Source organism: Pseudomonas weihenstephanensis (assembly GCF_016812185.1).
Classification (GTDB): domain Bacteria; phylum Pseudomonadota; class Gammaproteobacteria; order Pseudomonadales; family Pseudomonadaceae; genus Aquipseudomonas; species Aquipseudomonas weihenstephanensis.
Map to the genome: position 1 here is coordinate 199,916 of NZ_JAAEBV010000001.1, position 17,309 is coordinate 217,224.

Annotated in this window: 14 protein-coding genes; 5 read left to right on the forward strand and 9 right to left on the reverse strand. The window is 58.9% G+C overall.

Annotation, left to right across the window (positions count from 1 at the left end):
• Positions 1–28: 28 nt before the first annotated feature.
• The 5 genes from asd to leuC form a co-directional block, all read right to left on the reverse strand.
• A complete protein-coding gene (asd, locus tag GYN01_RS00935) occupies positions 29–1,141 on the reverse strand; it encodes an aspartate-semialdehyde dehydrogenase (RefSeq protein ID WP_048365417.1) in 1,113 nt (370 codons plus the stop codon).
• Between the two features lie 68 nt (positions 1,142–1,209).
• Complete coding sequence (leuB, locus tag GYN01_RS00940; RefSeq protein WP_203306459.1) at positions 1,210–2,292, reverse strand: 3-isopropylmalate dehydrogenase; 1,083 nt, start codon at positions 2,290–2,292, stop codon at positions 1,210–1,212.
• A gap of 56 nt (positions 2,293–2,348) precedes the next feature.
• Positions 2,349–3,113 (reverse strand): class I SAM-dependent methyltransferase, encoded by a 765-nt coding sequence (locus tag GYN01_RS00945; protein ID WP_203306460.1) that lies wholly within the window; start codon positions 3,111–3,113, stop codon positions 2,349–2,351.
• Between the two features lie 101 nt (positions 3,114–3,214).
• Positions 3,215–3,859, reverse strand: a complete 645-nt coding sequence (gene leuD / locus GYN01_RS00950) for a 3-isopropylmalate dehydratase small subunit (RefSeq protein ID WP_048365414.1) — start codon at positions 3,857–3,859, stop codon at positions 3,215–3,217.
• Positions 3,860–3,869: 10 nt separating this feature from the next.
• Positions 3,870–5,288 (reverse strand): 3-isopropylmalate dehydratase large subunit, encoded by a 1,419-nt coding sequence (leuC, locus tag GYN01_RS00955; RefSeq protein ID WP_203306461.1) that lies wholly within the window; start codon positions 5,286–5,288, stop codon positions 3,870–3,872.
• A 130-nt stretch (positions 5,289–5,418) separates the two neighbouring features.
• Between leuC and GYN01_RS00960 the strand changes: the two genes are divergently transcribed.
• Both GYN01_RS00960 and GYN01_RS00965 read left to right on the forward strand, forming a co-directional pair.
• Positions 5,419–6,324: a LysR family transcriptional regulator gene (locus GYN01_RS00960; RefSeq protein ID WP_048365412.1), complete on the forward strand. Its 906-nt coding sequence runs from the start codon at positions 5,419–5,421 to the stop codon at positions 6,322–6,324.
• Positions 6,325–6,405: 81 nt separating this feature from the next.
• The gene (locus GYN01_RS00965) at positions 6,406–9,612 is read left to right on the forward strand and encodes an EAL domain-containing protein (protein WP_238936092.1); all 3,207 of its coding nucleotides are present in this window, start codon (positions 6,406–6,408) and stop codon (positions 9,610–9,612) included.
• Between the two features lie 23 nt (positions 9,613–9,635).
• On the opposite strand, the gene GYN01_RS00970 is transcribed toward GYN01_RS00965, so the two are convergent.
• The gene (locus tag GYN01_RS00970; protein ID WP_048365410.1) at positions 9,636–10,094 is read right to left on the reverse strand and encodes a lipocalin-like domain-containing protein; all 459 of its coding nucleotides are present in this window, start codon (positions 10,092–10,094) and stop codon (positions 9,636–9,638) included.
• 204 nt (positions 10,095–10,298) lie between these two features.
• Here GYN01_RS00970 and GYN01_RS00975 point away from each other — a divergent pair, with 204 nt between their 5' ends.
• Positions 10,299–11,480 carry an acetyl-CoA C-acyltransferase family protein gene (locus tag GYN01_RS00975; RefSeq protein ID WP_203306463.1) on the forward strand — a complete coding sequence of 394 codons (1,182 nt, stop codon included), beginning with the start codon at positions 10,299–10,301 and terminating at the stop codon, positions 11,478–11,480.
• Between the two features lie 246 nt (positions 11,481–11,726).
• On the opposite strand, the gene GYN01_RS00980 is transcribed toward GYN01_RS00975, so the two are convergent.
• Positions 11,727–12,983 carry a cytochrome P450 gene (locus GYN01_RS00980; RefSeq protein ID WP_048399445.1) on the reverse strand — a complete coding sequence of 419 codons (1,257 nt, stop codon included), beginning with the start codon at positions 12,981–12,983 and terminating at the stop codon, positions 11,727–11,729.
• A 138-nt stretch (positions 12,984–13,121) separates the two neighbouring features.
• Between GYN01_RS00980 and GYN01_RS00985 the strand changes: the two genes are divergently transcribed.
• Entirely contained in the window at positions 13,122–14,600 is a 1,479-nt protein-coding gene (locus GYN01_RS00985; RefSeq protein ID WP_203306780.1) for an alpha/beta hydrolase, read from the forward strand.
• Between the two features lie 27 nt (positions 14,601–14,627).
• Here GYN01_RS00985 and ycaC read toward each other — a convergent pair whose 3' ends face one another.
• Together ycaC and GYN01_RS00995 are read right to left on the reverse strand one after the other, a co-directional pair.
• Positions 14,628–15,254 carry an isochorismate family cysteine hydrolase YcaC gene (gene ycaC / locus GYN01_RS00990; RefSeq protein ID WP_048399441.1) on the reverse strand — a complete coding sequence of 209 codons (627 nt, stop codon included), beginning with the start codon at positions 15,252–15,254 and terminating at the stop codon, positions 14,628–14,630.
• An 80-nt stretch (positions 15,255–15,334) separates the two neighbouring features.
• Positions 15,335–16,201, reverse strand: coding sequence for a pirin family protein (locus GYN01_RS00995; protein ID WP_048399439.1), 867 nt, complete (start codon positions 16,199–16,201; stop codon positions 15,335–15,337).
• Between the two features lie 95 nt (positions 16,202–16,296).
• On the opposite strand from GYN01_RS00995, the gene GYN01_RS01000 reads away from it, so the two are divergent.
• Entirely contained in the window at positions 16,297–17,205 is a 909-nt protein-coding gene (locus tag GYN01_RS01000; RefSeq protein WP_203306464.1) for a LysR family transcriptional regulator, read from the forward strand.
• Positions 17,206–17,309: the final 104 nt, after the last annotated feature.

Genomic DNA, 17,309 nt, shown 5'->3' on the forward strand with positions numbered 1-17,309 from the left:
ACGCGGGCTTGAGAGCGAGCAGCGCGAATTAACGCTCCAGCAAGATCCGCAGCATGCGACGCAACGGTTCAGCTGCGCCCCACAGCAGTTGGTCGCCGACCGTGAAAGCCCCGAGGAATTGCGAGCCCATGTTCAGCTTGCGCAAACGCCCTACCGGTACATTCAGGGTGCCCGTGACTTTGGTCGGGCTCAGTTCCTGCATGCTGATTTCGCGTTGATTGGGCACCAGCTTGACCCAAGGGTTGTGCTGGCTGATCAAGCCTTCAATGTCGGCAATCGGCACATCTTTGTTCAGCTTGATGGTCAACGCCTGGCTGTGGCAGCGCATGGCGCCGATGCGCACGCAAATACCATCGACAGGAATCGGGTTTTTGAAGCGACCCAGAATCTTGTTGGTTTCTGCTTGCGCTTTCCATTCTTCACGGCTCTGGCCATTAGGCAGCTCTTTGTCGATCCAGGGGATCAAGCTGCCAGCCAGTGGCACACCAAAGTTCTCGGTCGGGTACGCATCGCTGCGCATGGCGGCTGCAACCTTACGGTCGATGTCCAAAATGGCGCTGGCCGGGTTAGCCAGTTCATCGGCCACTGCGGCGTGGGTTGCGCCCATTTGCTTGATCAGCTCGCGCATGTTCTGCGCACCGGCACCGGAGGCTGCCTGGTAGGTCATGGCGCTCATCCATTCAACCAGACCGGCTTCAAACAGGCCGCCCAGGCCCATCAGCATCAAGCTGACGGTGCAGTTACCGCCCACGTAGTTTTTAGTGCCCGCATCCAACTGCTGGTCGATCACCTTGCGGTTGACCGGATCCAGAATAATCACCGCGTCATCCTGCATGCGCAGGCTCGACGCTGCGTCGATCCAGTAACCTTGCCAGCCTGCCTCACGCAGCTTGGGGAACACCTCAGTGGTGTAGTCGCCGCCCTGGCAGGTCAGGATCACATCGAGGGTTTTCAACTCTTCAATGTTGTAAGCATCCTTCAGCGGGGCAATATCTTTGCCCACGGACGGACCTTGTCCACCGACATTGGAAGTGGTGAAAAACACCGGCTCAATAAGATCGAAATCCTGCTCTTCCAGCATCCGCTGCATGAGCACGGAACCGACCATACCGCGCCAACCGACCAGACCTACACGTTTCATCGCAACTACACCTTTAACAAAAAGTGGGGTCGTTACTTCCACCAACAGGAAGTAACGGGCCCGAGAGATTACAGATTCTGTAGCGCGGCGACTACTGCATCGCCCATTTCCTGTGTGCCGACCTGGGTGCAACCCGCCGACCAGATGTCACCGGTGCGCAAGCCCTGATCCAGAACCCGGCTCACCGCCTGCTCGATGGCGTCTGCCGCCGAGTGCTGATTGAAGCTGTAACGCAGCATCATCGAGACCGACAAAATGGTCGCCAGCGGGTTGGCAATGCCCTGCCCCGCGATGTCCGGCGCCGAGCCATGACACGGCTCGTACATGCCTTTGTTGTTGGCATCCAGCGAAGCCGATGGCAGCATGCCGATGGAACCGGTCAACATAGACGCTTCATCAGACAGGATGTCGCCGAACAGGTTGTCGGTCACGATCACGTCAAATTGCTTGGGTGCGCGCACCAACTGCATCGCGGCATTGTCAACGTACATGTGGCTCAGTTCAACGTCCGGGTAGTCTTTGGCCACCTGTTCGACGATTTCACGCCACAACTGGCTGGAGGCCAGCACGTTGGCCTTGTCGACCGAACACAGTTTTTTACCGCGCACACGCGCCATGTCAAAACCGACGCGGGCGATACGGCGGATTTCGCTTTCGCTGTACGGCAGCGTGTCATACGCCTGACGCTCGCCGTTTTCCAGCTCACGGGTGCCCCGTGGTGCGCCGAAGTAGATGCCGCCGGTCAACTCACGAACGATCAGAATATCCAGACCCGCAACGATCTCGGGCTTGAGGCTGGAAGCATCCGCCAACTGCGGATAAAGGATCGCCGGACGCAGGTTGCCGAACAGGCCCAATTGAGCGCGGATTTTCAACAAGCCGCGTTCAGGACGGATGTCACGCTCGATGGTGTCCCATTTAGGCCCACCCACCGCGCCGAGCAGCACGGCGTCAGCTTCACGCGCACGCGCCAAAGTTTCATCCGCCAGCGGCACGCCATGTTTGTCGATAGCGGCGCCGCCGATCAGGTCATGGGTCAGTTCAAAGTCGAGCTGGAACTTGTCGTTGGCTACCTCCAGCACCTTGACCGCCTGAGCCATGATTTCTGGGCCAATGCCGTCACCTGGGAGAATCAGAATCTGCTTGCTCATGGGTTCCTCTTTTTGTCTGTTAGTGCCCCCGCAGGCGCACCTTGAAATAGGTAGGGTTACTTCTCAGCCCACAGCACCAGCACGTCGGTGCTGAACGATCCGTCGGCTTCAATTTCAAAATACTCGCGCACTTCACTGCCCATTGATTGCTGCAACGCCCGTATTGCCACGCTCATGGCGACCGGTGTGCGCATGCGTGCAATCCAGGACCCGAACTCTAAACGTAAACGCTGACGCAGCGTACTGCGGGTGTGTAAACCGGCTTCGCTGACCTGACGCAGCCATTCGCCTGCCGAGTAGTCACGCACATGGCTGGTGTCGCGCAGCACCTCCACACTCTGCAAGTAGGTGTCGAACAACGGGCTGCCCGGCGAGATCACGTCAATAAAGGCCGCTACCCCGCCCGGCTTGAGCACCCGTCGCACTTCGCGCAAGGCCTGGCCCAGATCACTCCAGTGATGCGCCGAATAGCGGCTGAACACGTAATCGAATTCACCGTCGGCAAAGGGCAAGCGTTCGGCAGCCCCCCGCACGGCGCTGATATTGTGGAGGCCACGTTCTGAAGCCGCCGCCTGCACCACATCGAGCATTTGCTGCGACAGGTCGTAGGCCACGACGTCTTTGACCCGTGCCGCGACGTGAAAACTGACATGCCCCGCGCCACACCCCAGGTCCAGCACGCGCGCACCTGACTTGCCTGCCAACTCAGCTTGCAGCAGCCCGAACTCGGCCCCTTGCGCATGCACGGCGCTGCTCAGATAGGCCGCTGCCTGTTCACCGAACTGTTTTTGTACGACCTGACTGTGCTGGGCGTTGGTCATGCTGATGTCCTTCAGGCCAATGGCTCATCGTTAGGGCTGGCGTGGACTGCGATGTGTTGAACGTTTAAAAACATCACAGCCTGCGCCAGCACCTGCGGGGGTTAGGCGTCACGAAACAACCACGGCTGACTGGCTCGGTGCTTGCTTTCGAACGCCGCAATCGCGTCATCGTCCTGCAAGGTCAAACCGATGTCATCCAGGCCGTTGAGCAAGCAGTGTTTGCGAAACGCATCAATCTCGAAGCTCAACACCTTGCCATCCGGGCGGGTCACGGTTTGGGCTTGCAGGTCGATATTGAGCTGATAACCCGGTGTCGCCTCAACTTGCGCAAACAGCTCGTCGACTTCGGCGTCACTCAAGATGATCGGCAACAAGCCGTTTTTAAAGCTGTTATTGAAGAAGATGTCGGCATAACTCGGCGCGATGATGCTGCGAAAGCCATATTCCTCCAGCGCCCACGGCGCGTGCTCACGGCTGGAGCCACACCCGAAGTTCTCGCGGGCCAGCAACACGCTCGCCCCTTGATAGCGCTCGGCGTTGAGCACGAAGTCTGTGTTCAATGGGCGCTTGGAGTTGTCCTGATACGGCTGCCCCACGTCCAGATAACGCCATTCGTCGAACAGGTTAGGACCAAAACCGGTGCGCTTGATGGACTTCAAGAACTGCTTGGGAATGATCTGGTCGGTGTCAACGTTGGCTCGATCCAAAGGGGCAACAAGACCGGTGTGCTGGGTGAAAGCTTTCATGCTGCGCTCCTTAAATCAATTCGCGGACGTCGATGAAACGACCGTTGACAGCGGCGGCGGCGGCCATCGCCGGGCTGACCAAGTGGGTGCGTCCCCCGGCACCCTGACGGCCTTCGAAGTTACGGTTGGAGGTGGATGCACAATGCTCACCCGACTCCAGACGGTCCGGGTTCATGGCCAAACACATCGAGCAACCCGGCTCACGCCATTCAAAACCGGCTTCAAGGAAGATTTTGTCCAGCCCTTCAGCCTCGGCCTGAGCCTTCACCAAACCGGAGCCCGGAACCACAATCGCTTGCTTGATGGTCGAAGCCACTTTACGGCCTTTGGCGATGACCGCGGCCGCACGCAAATCTTCGATGCGCGAGTTGGTGCACGAGCCAATGAACACACGGTCCAACTGGATGTCGGTGATCGCCTGATTGGCGCTCAAGCCCATGTACTTCAAGGCACGCTCAATTGAACCACGCTTGACCAAGTCAGCTTCCTGCGCGGGGTCCGGCACGTTCTGATCCACCGCCAAGACCATTTCCGGGGACGTGCCCCAGCTCACTTGTGGCTTGATCTGCGTCACATCCAGCTCGATGACGCTGTCAAAGCGTGCGTCTGCATCCGAGACCAAGTCTTTCCATGCTTCTACCGCCAATGCCCACTCGGCGCCTTGAGGTGCAAACGGACGGCCCTTTACGTAGTCAACGGTCTTCTGATCCGCAGCCACCAGACCGACGCGCGCGCCCGCTTCGATGGACATGTTGCAGATGGTCATGCGCCCTTCTACCGACAAGTCGCGAATTGCGCTGCCCGCAAACTCAATCGCATGACCATTGCCACCGGCTGTGCCGATTTTGCCGATCACCGCGAGGACGATGTCCTTGGCGGTGACGCCAAATGGCAACTGGCCTTCTACCAACACCTGCATGTTCTTCATTTTTTTTGCAACAAGGCACTGGGTGGCCAGCACGTGTTCGACTTCGGAGGTCCCGATGCCGTGGGCCAATGCACCAAACGCGCCGTGAGTCGAGGTGTGCGAGTCGCCGCAGACCACGGTCATGCCTGGCAATGTGGCGCCTTGCTCGGGGCCGATAACGTGCACGATGCCCTGACGCACGTCATTCATCTTGAATTCGGTGATGCCGTATTCGTCACAGTTGTCATCAAGGGTTTGCACTTGCAAACGTGAAACCTGGTCAGCAATCGCTTCGATCCCGCCTTTGCGCTCTGGCGTGGTCGGTACGTTGTGATCCGGGGTCGCGATGTTGGCATCGATGCGCCAAGGCTTGCGCCCTGCCAGACGCAGCCCTTCAAAGGCTTGCGGCGAAGTCACTTCATGGATGATGTGACGGTCGATATAGATCAGCGCCGAACCATCGTCGCGCTGCTTGACCAAATGCGAATCCCAGAGCTTGTCGTAGAGCGTTTTGCCGGCCATCACACGGTTCCTCATCAGCTACTTTCTGTGCCAATAACCACTTGGCTTGTGAGGTCGATGCTAGGGCGTTACAGTTAATAACTCAAATTCATAATTTTCATAGTTTGGATAACCAAAAGGAATTCGAAACATGGACCTCGCCAATCTCAATGCTTTTATTGCGATTGCTGAAACCGGCAGCTTCTCGGGCGCCGCCGAACGGCTGTTTCTGACCCAGCCTGCAATCAGCAAACGCATCGCCAGCATTGAGCAACAACTCCAGCTCAGGCTGTTTGACCGCCTGGGCCGCGAGGTGAGCTTGACCGAGGCAGGCCGCGCCTTACTGCCACGCGCTTATCAGATTCTCAACGTGCTGGACGACACCCGTCGCGCCCTCAACAACCTCAATGGAGAAGTCAGCGGTCGCCTGACCCTGGCCACCAGCCACCATATTGGCCTGCATCGTTTGCCGCCGTTGCTGCGCGAATTTACCCGCACCTACCCCAAGGTCGCGCTGGACATTCAGTTTCTCGATTCAGAAGTGGCCTACGAAGAAATCCTGCACGGCCGGGCCGAACTGGCAGTCATCACGTTGGCGCCCGAGCCGCATTCCTTGATCCGCGCGGTACCGGTGTGGGATGACCCGCTGGATTTCGTCGTCGCGCCCGAGCACTCGCTGACCCATAAAGGCCCGATCAGCCTGGCGGACATCGCCCATCACCCGGCAGTTTTCCCCGGCGGCAACACGTTTACACACCACATCGTGCAGCGTTTGTTTGAAGCCCAAGGGCTGACACCCAATATCGCCATGAGCACCAACTACCTTGAAACCATCAAAATGATGGTGTCCATTGGCCTGGCCTGGAGCGTATTGCCGCGCACCATGCTCGATGAACAAGTGGCATCCATCACCTTGCCGGGCATACAACTGACACGCCAGCTAGGCTATATCGTTCATACAGAACGAACTTTGTCGAATGCCGCACATGCCTTCATGACACTGCTGGATGGTCAGGTGGACACGCGGCACACTGCGCAACCCGCCAGCCAGCCCTAAAGCTTTTCAGTTCAAGGATTGCCGTCAATGCCAAACCCCGCTGACCCTGTGCCATTTCTTGGTGGTTTGACAGATATAGACATGCCAGGCGTGGAACAACACTGGCATGAAGGCCCCCCATTGCTGGCGGCCTTGAACGCTGCGCAACTCGGCGCGTGGTGCTGGGACATGGACAGCGGCGACATTCGCTGGTCCCACGGCTCGCAAGCGTTATTTGGGCTTGACCCGCATCACCCGCTGCCTGGCAACCTTGAGCAATTGTCTGAACTGCCATTTGACGACTGGCCCAAAGCCCAGTGCGCCTTCGAGGCGGTGAGCAAGGGCGCTCCTCTGGAGCAAAGCCTGCATCACCGCATCCGCTGGGCCGATGGCAGCCTGCACTGGCTGGAAATACGCGGCAGTGTAGTCTCCCGCCCGGATGAGCAACCGCGGATGATGGGCGTCATCCGCGAAGTCACTCAACAGCGCCAACGCCAGCAAGCCCTCAACAGTTCAGAAAAACGCTTCGCCACGCTGTTTCATCTGTCGCCCAACATGGTGCTGCTGGTACGCCTCGAAGACGGCTTGATCAGTGAAGCCAACCACTGCTTTGAAAGCTTGCTGGGCTGGCCGGTCAAACACGCGATTGGTCGCACAACGGTGGAATTAGGGCTGTGGCCGGACCCGCAACAGCGCGAAGCCTTCATCGAGGCGATACGCAGCAAGCACGCGCCGGTCGATATGGAAGTGCAACTGCGCGACCGTCATGGCCAGTTGCACGACGGCATTCTCAGTGCACAACGCGTCGAGCTGGAGGGCGAGGCCTATCTGGTCAGCACCTTTCTGGACACCAGCGAACGTAAAAAAAACGAGCAGGCCCTCAAAGACAGCCAGGAACGCCTGGATCTGGCACTGGACTCTGCCCAACTGGGCACCTGGGATTGGCATATTCCCAGCGGCCGCCTCTACGGCTCGGCCCGTGCAGCGCAGTTACACGGCCTGGACGCCGTGGCGTTCAATGAATCATTCGATGCGTTTTTTGCAGGCGTGCCGGACGAGGAGCGCCACAACATGCGCAATGCCTACCGCTCCCTGCGCGAAGGCCCGGCTGGCAATTACCAACTGACTTACCGCGTACAGCTCGAAAACGGCACTTCGCGTTACCTGGAGAGCCGCGCCCGCCTCTATCGCGGGCCTGACGACCAGCCGTTGCGCATGGCCGGTACCCTGCTCGACATCACTGAACAAGTGGAGCGCGAGCAACGCCTGAGCGCCTCTGAAGAAAAGTTTGCCAGCGTGTTTCAGACCAGCCCTGACCCGATCTGCGTGATACAGACGCCAAGCGGGCAAGTGATCGAAATCAACACCAGCTTCAGTCAAACCTTCGGCTGGCACATGGTGGATTTGCAGTGCGAGCCGGCTCACGACCAACCGCATTTACAGCAACTGCTGAGTACGCTTCGCGCCCCGATCCAAAACAACGCCACACTGACCTTGCACCACAAGAGCGCAGAACCGCTGACCTGCGTGCTGTCCAGCCGTCCGATTGAAGTGGACGGCCAGCCCTGCATCGTCATCACCTTGCGCGACATCACCCAGCAACAGCGCGCCGAAGCCGCCTTGAAATCCAGTGAAGAGAAATTCGCCAAGGCATTTCACTCAAGCCCGGATGCAATCACCATCAGCGATTACGCCACCGGCTGTTATTTGGAGGTCAACGACGGTTTCACCCGCCTCACGGGCTACACCAGCGCCGAGGTGATGGGCCGCAGCCCCTACGAGCTGGGGATTTGGGGCGACAGCTCCAAACGTCAGGAGTTACTGGATGAGCTGAAGGCCAAGGGCCGTATCAGCAACCGCGAAGTGCTTGGACGCTCGCGGCGCGGCGACCTGCTTAACGTTGAGCTCTCGATTGAGCCCATTACCCTCAACGGCACTGCGTGCTTGCTGCTCACGGCCCGCGACATCAGCCAGCTTAAAACCGCCCAGGCGCAAGTCCGCCACCTGGCCTACCACGACCCGCTAACCAACTTGCCCAACCGCGCCTTGCTCATGGACCGCTTGAGCCAGCAAAGTGCCTTGCTCACCCGGCAACACTTGCGCGGCGCCTTGCTGTTTCTGGACCTTGACCACTTCAAGCACATCAACGATTCGCTGGGCCATCCGGTGGGCGATGCGGTGCTGAAAATCATCACGGCGCGCCTGGAGGCCAGCGTGCGCATCGAAGACACCGTCGCGCGACTGGGCGGCGACGAATTCGTGGTGTTACTCACCGGCCTTCAAGGCTCGCTCGATGACGTCACCCAGCACGTGCGCGCCACCGCCGACACCTTGCGCGAGTTGCTCGCCGAGCCGATGTTTCTCGACGGTCAACGCCTGCAAGTCACGCCCAGCATTGGCATTGCCCTGATGCCCGACCACGGCTCGAACCCGGCGGACTTGCTCAAGCGCGCCGACATCGCGCTGTACCGCGCCAAGGACTCGGGGCGTAATACCACGCAACTGTTTCATCACGACATGCAGGCAGCCGCCAGTGAACGCATGCGCATGGAAAGTGACTTGCGCACTGCGCTTGCGCGCAACGAATTCAGCTTGCACTTCCAGCCTCAGATCGACGCCCGCCAAAACCGTATCGTCGGTGCCGAAGCCTTGGTGCGCTGGCAACACCCGCTGCTGGGGCCTCAGTCGCCCGCCGAGTTCATCAAGATTCTGGAAGACAGCGGACTGATCCTCGAAGTCGGCACCTGGATTCTGGATGAAGCCTGCCGCGCGTTTGGCACGCTGCTGAGTGAAGGTTTGATTGATTCACGCGATTTCAGCCTGTGCGTCAACATCAGCCCCCGGCAATTTCGCCAAAGCAACTTCGTCGAACGCGTGCAGCGCAGCCTGCTGGCTCACCACCTGCCCAGCTCCATGCTCAAACTGGAAATCACCGAAGGCATCGTGATTCAAAACCTGGAAGACACCATCGCCAAAATGCACCAACTGACGGCCTTGGGTGTCAGTTTCGCGATGGATGACTTTGGCACCGGCTACTCCTCATTGACCCACCTCAAGCGCTTGCCCGTCGACACGCTGAAAATCGATCAATCGTTCGTGCGCGATGCCATCAACGACCCCAATGACGCGGAAATCATCCGCGCCATTGTGGCGATGGCCCGCAGTCTGAAACTCAACGTGGTGGCAGAAGGCGTCGAGCTGATGCAGCAATTGCAATTTTTGCAAAGCCTGGACTGCCATGTGTACCAAGGTTATCTGCACAGTCGACCCGTGCCCTTGGCCGAGTTCAAAACCTTGCTGCTGGCGTGAGAGGCGCTCGCTTGCCTGCGGTGTTAGATGTTTGGCGGGACGCGCTGCCACGCCAGGTGGGCGATTTTCATCGAGCCGTTGAACCTGACCGGGTCTTCAGGGGACAGGTAGAGCATGTCGCCCTCGATACGACAGGTACGGACCTGGCGTTGTCCGCGCCAATTAGGAAAGAAACTGACGAACATTTCGTGTTCCAGCAACCCGCGTGACTCATCCAGATAGAACGGCCCGCTGTAGGCAAAATAGGTTTGTGCAGCGTCTTTATATTCACGTTCACTGGCTGTGAACGGGTCATTGCCGGCCAGTTCACGTCGACCGGGCGGGCAGAACTGCGCAGACATATAGCCATCGGGCGTGTACATGATGATGCCCTCGGGTTGTGTGCCCATCGGGTACGTTTCTATACCGGTGCGAGGATCACGTTCTACAAAACTGACCAGCTTCCATGCGCCAATCAGCGCGTTGCGTACTATGTTTGTCATGGCATGCCTACCCTTTGCATGGGGGGGATGAAAACACGAAGGGGATAACACTTCTCAGCACCGGAACAGCTTAGCCACACAGACACAGACAACCACCCACTGGCACTACCACTGATCCAATTCCCCCTCAAACGGACTACTCTGCCAGCGTGCCCGCTGTGGAATACTGCACAACGGCCAACCAGACAACCACAAGGACGCGTGATGCCTACCCCTGACATTTTCATCCTCAGTGCCCAGCGCACCGCCATTGGCACCTTTGGTGGCGCACTCAAAGACGTGCCCATGTGTGACCTGGCCACCACTGCGGTCAAGGCGGCGCTGCTCAACAGCCAGGTCGAGCCTGAGCGCATCGGGCATGTGGTGATGGGCAATGTGATACCCACTGAGCCGCAGGATGCCTATGTAGGGCGGGTCGCGGCCATCAACGCCGGCATTCCCCTGCACACCCCGGCCTACAACGTTAACCGCCTGTGCGGCTCGGGTTTGCAAGCACTTATCTCGGCGGCCCACACCCTGATGCTCGGTGATGCTGACTTCGCCATTGGCGCGGGTGTCGAGTCCATGAGCCGTGGCCCCTATGTGCTGCCGTCGGCCCGCTGGGGCGCGCGCATGGGCAATGCACAGGTGCAGGACTACCTGCTCGGTGTGCTGCACGACCCTTTTCATGGCATTCACATGGGCATCACCGCCGAGAACATCGCCGAGCGCAATAGCATCAGCCGCGAGACACAGGACAGGCTGGCCCATACCGACCAGCAGCGTGCCGCCCACGCGATCGCACACGGCTACTTTGAGCGGCAAATTACCCCGGTCGAGGTCCAGACGCGTAAAGGCACTTCGTTGTTCAGCACCGATGAACACCCGCGTGCAACGTCCCTTGAACAATTGGCGGGCATGAAGCCTGCGTTCAAAAAAGACGGCACCGTGACCGCAGGCAACGCGTCAGGGCTGAACGATGGCGCTGCCGCGCTGGTACTGGCCAGTGCTGACGCCGTGCTGGCGGGCAACCTGAAGCCGATGGCCCGATTAGTGGCTTATGCCCATGCAGGCGTCGAGCCTGAGCTGATGGGGCTGGGACCAATCCCTGCCACCCGTCTTGCGCTCCAGCGGGCCGGGCTACACATCGGCGACATGGACGTGATCGAAACCAACATCGCCTTCGCAGCGCAAGCGTGCGCCGTGATGCAGGAACTGGACATGGACCCGGCCAAGGTCAACCCCAACGGCTCGGGGATAGCCTTGGGCCATCCGGTGGGTGCAACCGGCGCGATTATCGCGACCAAAGCCATACACGAGTTGCAGCGCATTCAAGGCCGTTACGCGCTCGCCACCCTGTGCATCGGAGGCGGCCAGGGGATTACCGTGATTTTCGAACGGGTGTAACGCTGTGTGCTGGGGCGTAGCCGTCGTTGAACCCGCGTATTGAATCCGCCTGCTAAACCGTGTCCTCCGGTTTTGCGATCGCTGCGCAATCGGACGCAGCCTTGGGCAGCAACGACACGTGCCCGTCAACAACCTCTCAACCCCGTAGCTTGCGCAGGCTGCGTCTGGCGACAACGTCGTCGAAAATCCTGGGTTCACGACAATTCGGCAACGGCTACGCCGCCAGAGCGCGGTGCTACCCGTGCTTCAACCGGGGATGCGCACCTGCATGCGGTCAAAACCACGCAACATGCTGGAGAAGATCCGCCGTGGCGGTTCAATCACCTCAATGGCCGGAAAACGTTTGAGGATTTCTTCCCACAGGATTTTCAGCTGCATCTCGGCCACCCGGTTGCCCACACAGTAGTGAATGCCTTGCCCAAACGACAGGTGCCGCCGCGCATTGGGCCGGTCGATGATGAACGCATCGGGCTGCTCAAACACCTCTTCGTCACGGTTGCCGGATAAGTACCACATCACCACGCGATCACCCTTACGAATCAACTTGCCTCCCAGCTCAATGTCCTGCAAAGCCGTGCGACGCATGTGCGTGGCCGGGGTTTGATAACGAATGATTTCAGGCACCATGCCCTCGACCAGTGCCGGATTGGCGTGCAGTTTGCGCTGCTGCTCAGGGTTTTGGTGCAAGAACATCACCCCGCCCGTGATCGAGTTACGGGTGGTGTCATTACCGCCCACGATCAACAGCAGCACATGCGCCAGGTACTCCATGGGCTGCATCTCACGCATCACATCGGCATGGGCCATCATCGAAATCAGGTCATTGCGCGGCTCACGGTTAACCCGTTCATTCCACAAGTCAGTGAAGTAACTCAGGCACTCCAGCAGTTCTGTGCGCAGTTGCGCCTTGTTCTTCACCACACCTGAACCTGGGATCGAAGTGGCCACTTGCGACCAGCGCATCAACTTGTGCCGGTCCGCCTGGGGCACGTCAAACAACACCGCCAGCATATGGATCGTCAGCTCGACGGAGACCCGCTCGACCCAATCGAAGGTTTCGTTGCGCGGCAAGTCGTCCAGGATGCGTCCGGCCACACAGCGGATAGTGCCCGCCAGCTTGGCCAGGTTTTCAGGCGTGGTGAACGGGCTGATGACCTTGCGCCGCTGGGTATGCAGAGGCGGGTCCATCGAGATAAACATCGGCAGGTGAAAGTCCTTGGGTTGATCGTGAAGGGTGACCCCGCCCAAGGCCGCGTCCGAAGAAAACACCGCGTGGTTGGTGCTGACAGCAGCTATGTCCTTGAATTTGGTGACGGACCAGTAAGCGCCATAAGGGCTGTGCGCGCAGTAATGCACCGGGGCTTCGCGGCGCATGCGTGCGAAAAAAGGGCCCAGGGTGTCGTTTTGCACCAACCCTGGATGACTGACGTCAAAGCGGTCCAACGCCAAGGTCGCCGGATCGGCGGTCAGCATGTAATCCATTTCCTGATAATAGTTGTCCATGTCCACGTCTCCATGTGAGTAGCGAGCCATACTGAGGCAGCGTCCTTCGCGCCCGGGCACAAGCCTAGAACGGATTTGACGAAACGCCTGCTTTACCCGAACCAGCTCGCCTCCTTCATTGCCGGAGTTTTTGCCACGATGCTTGCGCCGCTTAAATTCTGGTTAAAACGCAGTGCCCTGATCGCTGGCGTGGCGGCCGTGACGCTACTCGCCTGGCGTGTCTATGACACTGAGCTTGGGCCGCCGCTGGAGCTCTGGCACACCGTGGTGCCTCACGAACTCAGTGCACAGCAGATCGACAAGGCCGACTGGGCGCAATGGCAGGCGGCGGAGCAGCGAGTGTTTGACGAAGTACGTCGCGAGGTCAGCGACAAACTCGCCGTAGAAGACACCCCGGCCATCAACCGCTATCAGCCACAGAGCCGTGTCTATCCTGCCCGCTTCACTCAAGACTGGAACCGTTCCTACGTGCTCGAACCCGTGGGTGTGGCCAAAGGTGTGGTGGTGCTGTTGCACGGCCTTACCGACTCGCCCTACAGCCTCAGGCACATTGCCCGTCGCTATTGTGAATCGGGGTTTGTGGCCATCGGTATTCGCATGCCCGGTCACGGCACCGTCCCCGCGGGCCTGACCGACGCTGACTGGCCAGACTGGATGGCCGCCACTCGCCTGGCGGTGCGCGAAGCCCGCCAACAAGTGCCCGCACCTGCGCCTTTGCACCTCGTGGGGTTTTCCAACGGCGGCGCATTGGCGGTGAAATATGCCCTCGACAGCCTGAGCGATCCGCAACTGGCGCGGGCCGACCAACTGATCCTCATCTCGCCCATGATCGGGGTGAACAGTTTCGCCCGCTATGCCGGGCTGGCCGGACTGCCTGCGGTGCTGCCGGCGTTCAGTAAAGCCGCCTGGCTAGGCCGCTTGCCGGAGTTCAATCCGTTCAAATACAACTCATTTCCAGTCAACGGTGCTCGCCAATCGTGGCTTTTGACTGACGCGTTGCAAAGCCAGCTGTTGCTACTGTCAAAGCAAGATGCCCTGCGCGACTTACCGCCGATTCTTGCCTTTCAATCACTCATGGACCACACGGTCAGCACACCCGCTGTGGTCAACGGCTTGTTCCGTTTATTGCCTGACAATGGCAGCGAGCTGGTGCTGTTCGACATTAATCGCAGCCGCGAATTCGGTGGTTTATTGACCCCCGCTGCCAGCGCTTCAATCGAGCAGATGCTGCCACCGCCACCGCGTAATTATCAAACCAGCCTGGTCACCCACCTGTCCGCTGAAAGCAGCGAAATGGTTGTACGTAACACACCGGCGCGGTCTGAAATAGCCACACAAACTCCCTTAGGGCTGGACTACCCGAAAGACATTTATTCGCTGTCACATGTCGCGCTGCCCTTCCCACAAAGCGATGCGCTTTATGGTCAGCAACCGGACAAAGACGAAGATTTTGGCGTACACCTGGGCACACTCGCGGCACGCGGTGAGCGCGGCGTATTAATGGTGCCGATGGACACACTGATGCGCGTCACTTCAAACCCCTTCTATGGGTATTTGCTTGAACGTATTGAGCAGGATATTAAGCGCGGAACTCAGGTTAAAGATGCAGGCAACTGACGCGAAAAGCGCCAGTTGCCTGTCAGCTTACTTACCCGCCGTCAGGGTGGTGTAACTGGTGATCAAGTTGCGGTAGTCCGGGATGTGGTTGGAAAACAGCGCCCCCAAACCTTCCACGTCGTTGCGCCAATCGCGATGCAGCTCACAGGCCAGACCAAACCAGGTCATTAACTGCGCCCCAGAGGCCGACATGCGATCCCAGGCTGAGTGACGGGTGATTTCGTTGAACGTGCCCGATGCATCGGTCACGACAAACACTTCATAGCCCTCTGCCAAGGCAGACAGCGCCGGAAAAGCCACGCAAACTTCAGTCACCACGCCAGCAATAATCAGTTGTTTCTTGCCGGTAGCCTTGACCGCCTTGACGAAATCTTCGTTGTCCCATGCATTAATCTGCCCAGGGCGCGCAATGTAGGGCGCATCCGGGAACAGCGCTTTCAATTCCGGCACCAACGGGCCATTGGGGCCTGTTTCAAAACTGGTGGTCAAAATGGTCGGCAAGTTGAAGTATTTGGCCAGATCGGCCAGTGCAAGCACGTTATTTTTGAACTTGTCCGGTTCGATGTCCCTCACCAACGACAGCAAACCGGCCTGATGATCCACCAACAAAACGGCGGCATTGTCCTTGTCCAAGCGCTTGTAAGAAGTTGTCACAGGATGTTCCTCTCTTGGGATGAAACGATAAGCCCGGGCCATGACCGTTCACGGCCCGGGTGTGCGGGTTAGCGGATGCGTCAGGCCGGCATGCGGCCAAAACGACCCGACTGAAAATCCGCAAACGCCTGATGGATTTCAGCGTCGGTGTTCATCACAAACGGCCCGTGACCCACAATCGGCTCGTCGATGGGTTCACCGCTGAGGATCAGCAGCACCGCGTCGTTATTGGCTTCGAGCTGCACCCGCTGACCGTCACGCTCGAACAACGCCAACTGTCCTTCGCGCACCACCTCCTTGCCATTGACCTCAACCGCACCGTGCAGCACCACCAAGGCGGTGTTGCGACCCTGATGCACGTCGAGTGCAGTCGACTTGCCCGCGTTCAAACGGATGTCCCACACGTCGATGTCAGTAAACGTGTGTGCCGGGCCGCGATGACCGTCAAACTCACCGGCAATCAGGCGTAAACGCCCGGCATTGTCTTTGAGCGCCACCTCAGGAATGTCCCGATCCACAATGCCTTGGTAACCCGGCTCGGCCATTTTGTCTTTGGCGGGCAGGTTGACCCACAGTTGGACCATCTCCAGGGTGCCGCCACTGCGGGCAAAAGCCTCGGAGTGGAACTCCTCATGCAAAATCCCTGATGCCGCAGTCATCCACTGCACATCGCCCGGCCCGATCACGCCGCCATTGCCCGTGGAGTCGCGATGCTCCACTTCGCCTTTATAGACAATGGTCACCGTTTCAAAACCGCGGTGCGGGTGCTGGCCTACACCACGACGCTCAGTGGTCGGGGTAAATTCGGCTGGCCCTGCGTAATCAAGCAACAAGAACGGGCTGACGTGTTTCCCCATGCTGTCGTAGGAAAACAGCGTGCGAACCGGAAAGCCATCACCCACCCAATGGGGACGTGGAGCGGTGTAAACGCCAAGAATTTTTTTCATCTTGCACCTCCTGTAATTCATGGCAACAGCATAGGTTTGATCTGTTTTGTCGACTAGACTGCGTTTTTGAACCGTTGCGTTCTATTTGGAGAACGATGGTGGAAGACCTCAACACCCTCTATTACTTCACCCAAGTGGTCGAGCATCGTGGCTTCGCTGCAGCGGGCCGGGCGCTGAACATGCCCAAGTCCAAACTCAGCCGGCGTATTGCCCAACTCGAAGAGCGCCTTGGCGTGCGGTTGATACAGCGTAGTAGCCGCCACTGCTCCCTGACTGAAATCGGACAGGAGTACTACCAGCGGTGTCGGGCCATGTGCATTGAGGCGCAGGCAGCGGCGGAAGTCATTGAACGAAATCGCTCAGAACCACAGGGCATTGTGCGTCTCAGTTGCCCCACCTCGCTGCTCAACTCGTGGGTCAGTGCCATGCTGGCGCGTTACATGCTCACTTACCCCTTGGTGCAATTGCATGTTGAAAGCACCAATCGCCGGGTAGACGTAATTGAAGAAGGCTTCGACATGGCTATCCGGGTGCGTTTTCCGCCGTTGGAAGACAGCGATCTGGTGATGAAAGTGCTGGGCAACAGCGTTCAAAGTCTGGTCGCCAGCCCTGCGTTCCTGCCGCGTTTTTCAACGCCGCCCACGCCCGCCGACTTGAGTGGCCTGCCCAGTTTGTATTGGGGGTCGGCCCAGCGCGACTATGCCTGGGAGCTGTTCGGACCCGACGGAGCCACCGCACTCATCTCGCACACCCCCAAACTCATTACCGATGACCTGCCGGCACTGTGCCAGGCCGCTGTGGCCGGCCTCGGCGTGGTGCATGTCCCCAATGTGGTGGTCCGCGATCACATCGCCAGCGGGCAGTTAATCAACGTGTTGCCGCAATGGGCACCCAAAAGCGGGATCGTGCACGCGGTTTTCCCTTCTCGCCGGGGGCTACTGCCGTCGGTGCGTACGCTGATTGACTTTCTGGCCGAGGAATTCAGCCACAGCGATGTCATCTGATTCATACCCAAGTGGCATCTGCGGCGGTGACGGGCCTGCGTGACGCTAAATTATTTGTCTTGCCCCTCGTTCTCTCCAGATAGCAAAGGCCGTGCGCCGGCCCC

Coding starts and splice junctions, on each gene's coding strand:
- asd (WP_048365417.1), bottom strand. CDS start 1,141: ATGAAACGTGTAGGTCTGGTCGGTTGGCGCGGTATGGTCGGTTCCGTG.
- GYN01_RS00945 (WP_203306460.1), bottom strand. CDS start 3,113: ATGACCAACGCCCAGCACAGTCAGGTCGTACAAAAACAGTTCGGTGAA.
- leuB (WP_203306459.1), bottom strand. CDS start 2,292: ATGAGCAAGCAGATTCTGATTCTCCCAGGTGACGGCATTGGCCCAGAA.
- leuC (WP_203306461.1), bottom strand. CDS start 5,288: ATGGCCGGCAAAACGCTCTACGACAAGCTCTGGGATTCGCATTTGGTC.
- GYN01_RS00970 (WP_048365410.1), bottom strand. CDS start 10,094: ATGACAAACATAGTACGCAACGCGCTGATTGGCGCATGGAAGCTGGTC.
- GYN01_RS00975 (WP_203306463.1), top strand. CDS start 10,299: ATGCCTACCCCTGACATTTTCATCCTCAGTGCCCAGCGCACCGCCATT.
- GYN01_RS00985 (WP_203306780.1), top strand. CDS start 13,122: ATGCTTGCGCCGCTTAAATTCTGGTTAAAACGCAGTGCCCTGATCGCT.
- GYN01_RS00980 (WP_048399445.1), bottom strand. CDS start 12,983: ATGGACAACTATTATCAGGAAATGGATTACATGCTGACCGCCGATCCG.
- GYN01_RS00965 (WP_238936092.1), top strand. CDS start 6,406: ATGCCAGGCGTGGAACAACACTGGCATGAAGGCCCCCCATTGCTGGCG.
- leuD (WP_048365414.1), bottom strand. CDS start 3,859: ATGAAAGCTTTCACCCAGCACACCGGTCTTGTTGCCCCTTTGGATCGA.
- GYN01_RS00995 (WP_048399439.1), bottom strand. CDS start 16,201: ATGAAAAAAATTCTTGGCGTTTACACCGCTCCACGTCCCCATTGGGTG.
- GYN01_RS01000 (WP_203306464.1), top strand. CDS start 16,297: ATGGTGGAAGACCTCAACACCCTCTATTACTTCACCCAAGTGGTCGAG.
- GYN01_RS00960 (WP_048365412.1), top strand. CDS start 5,419: ATGGACCTCGCCAATCTCAATGCTTTTATTGCGATTGCTGAAACCGGC.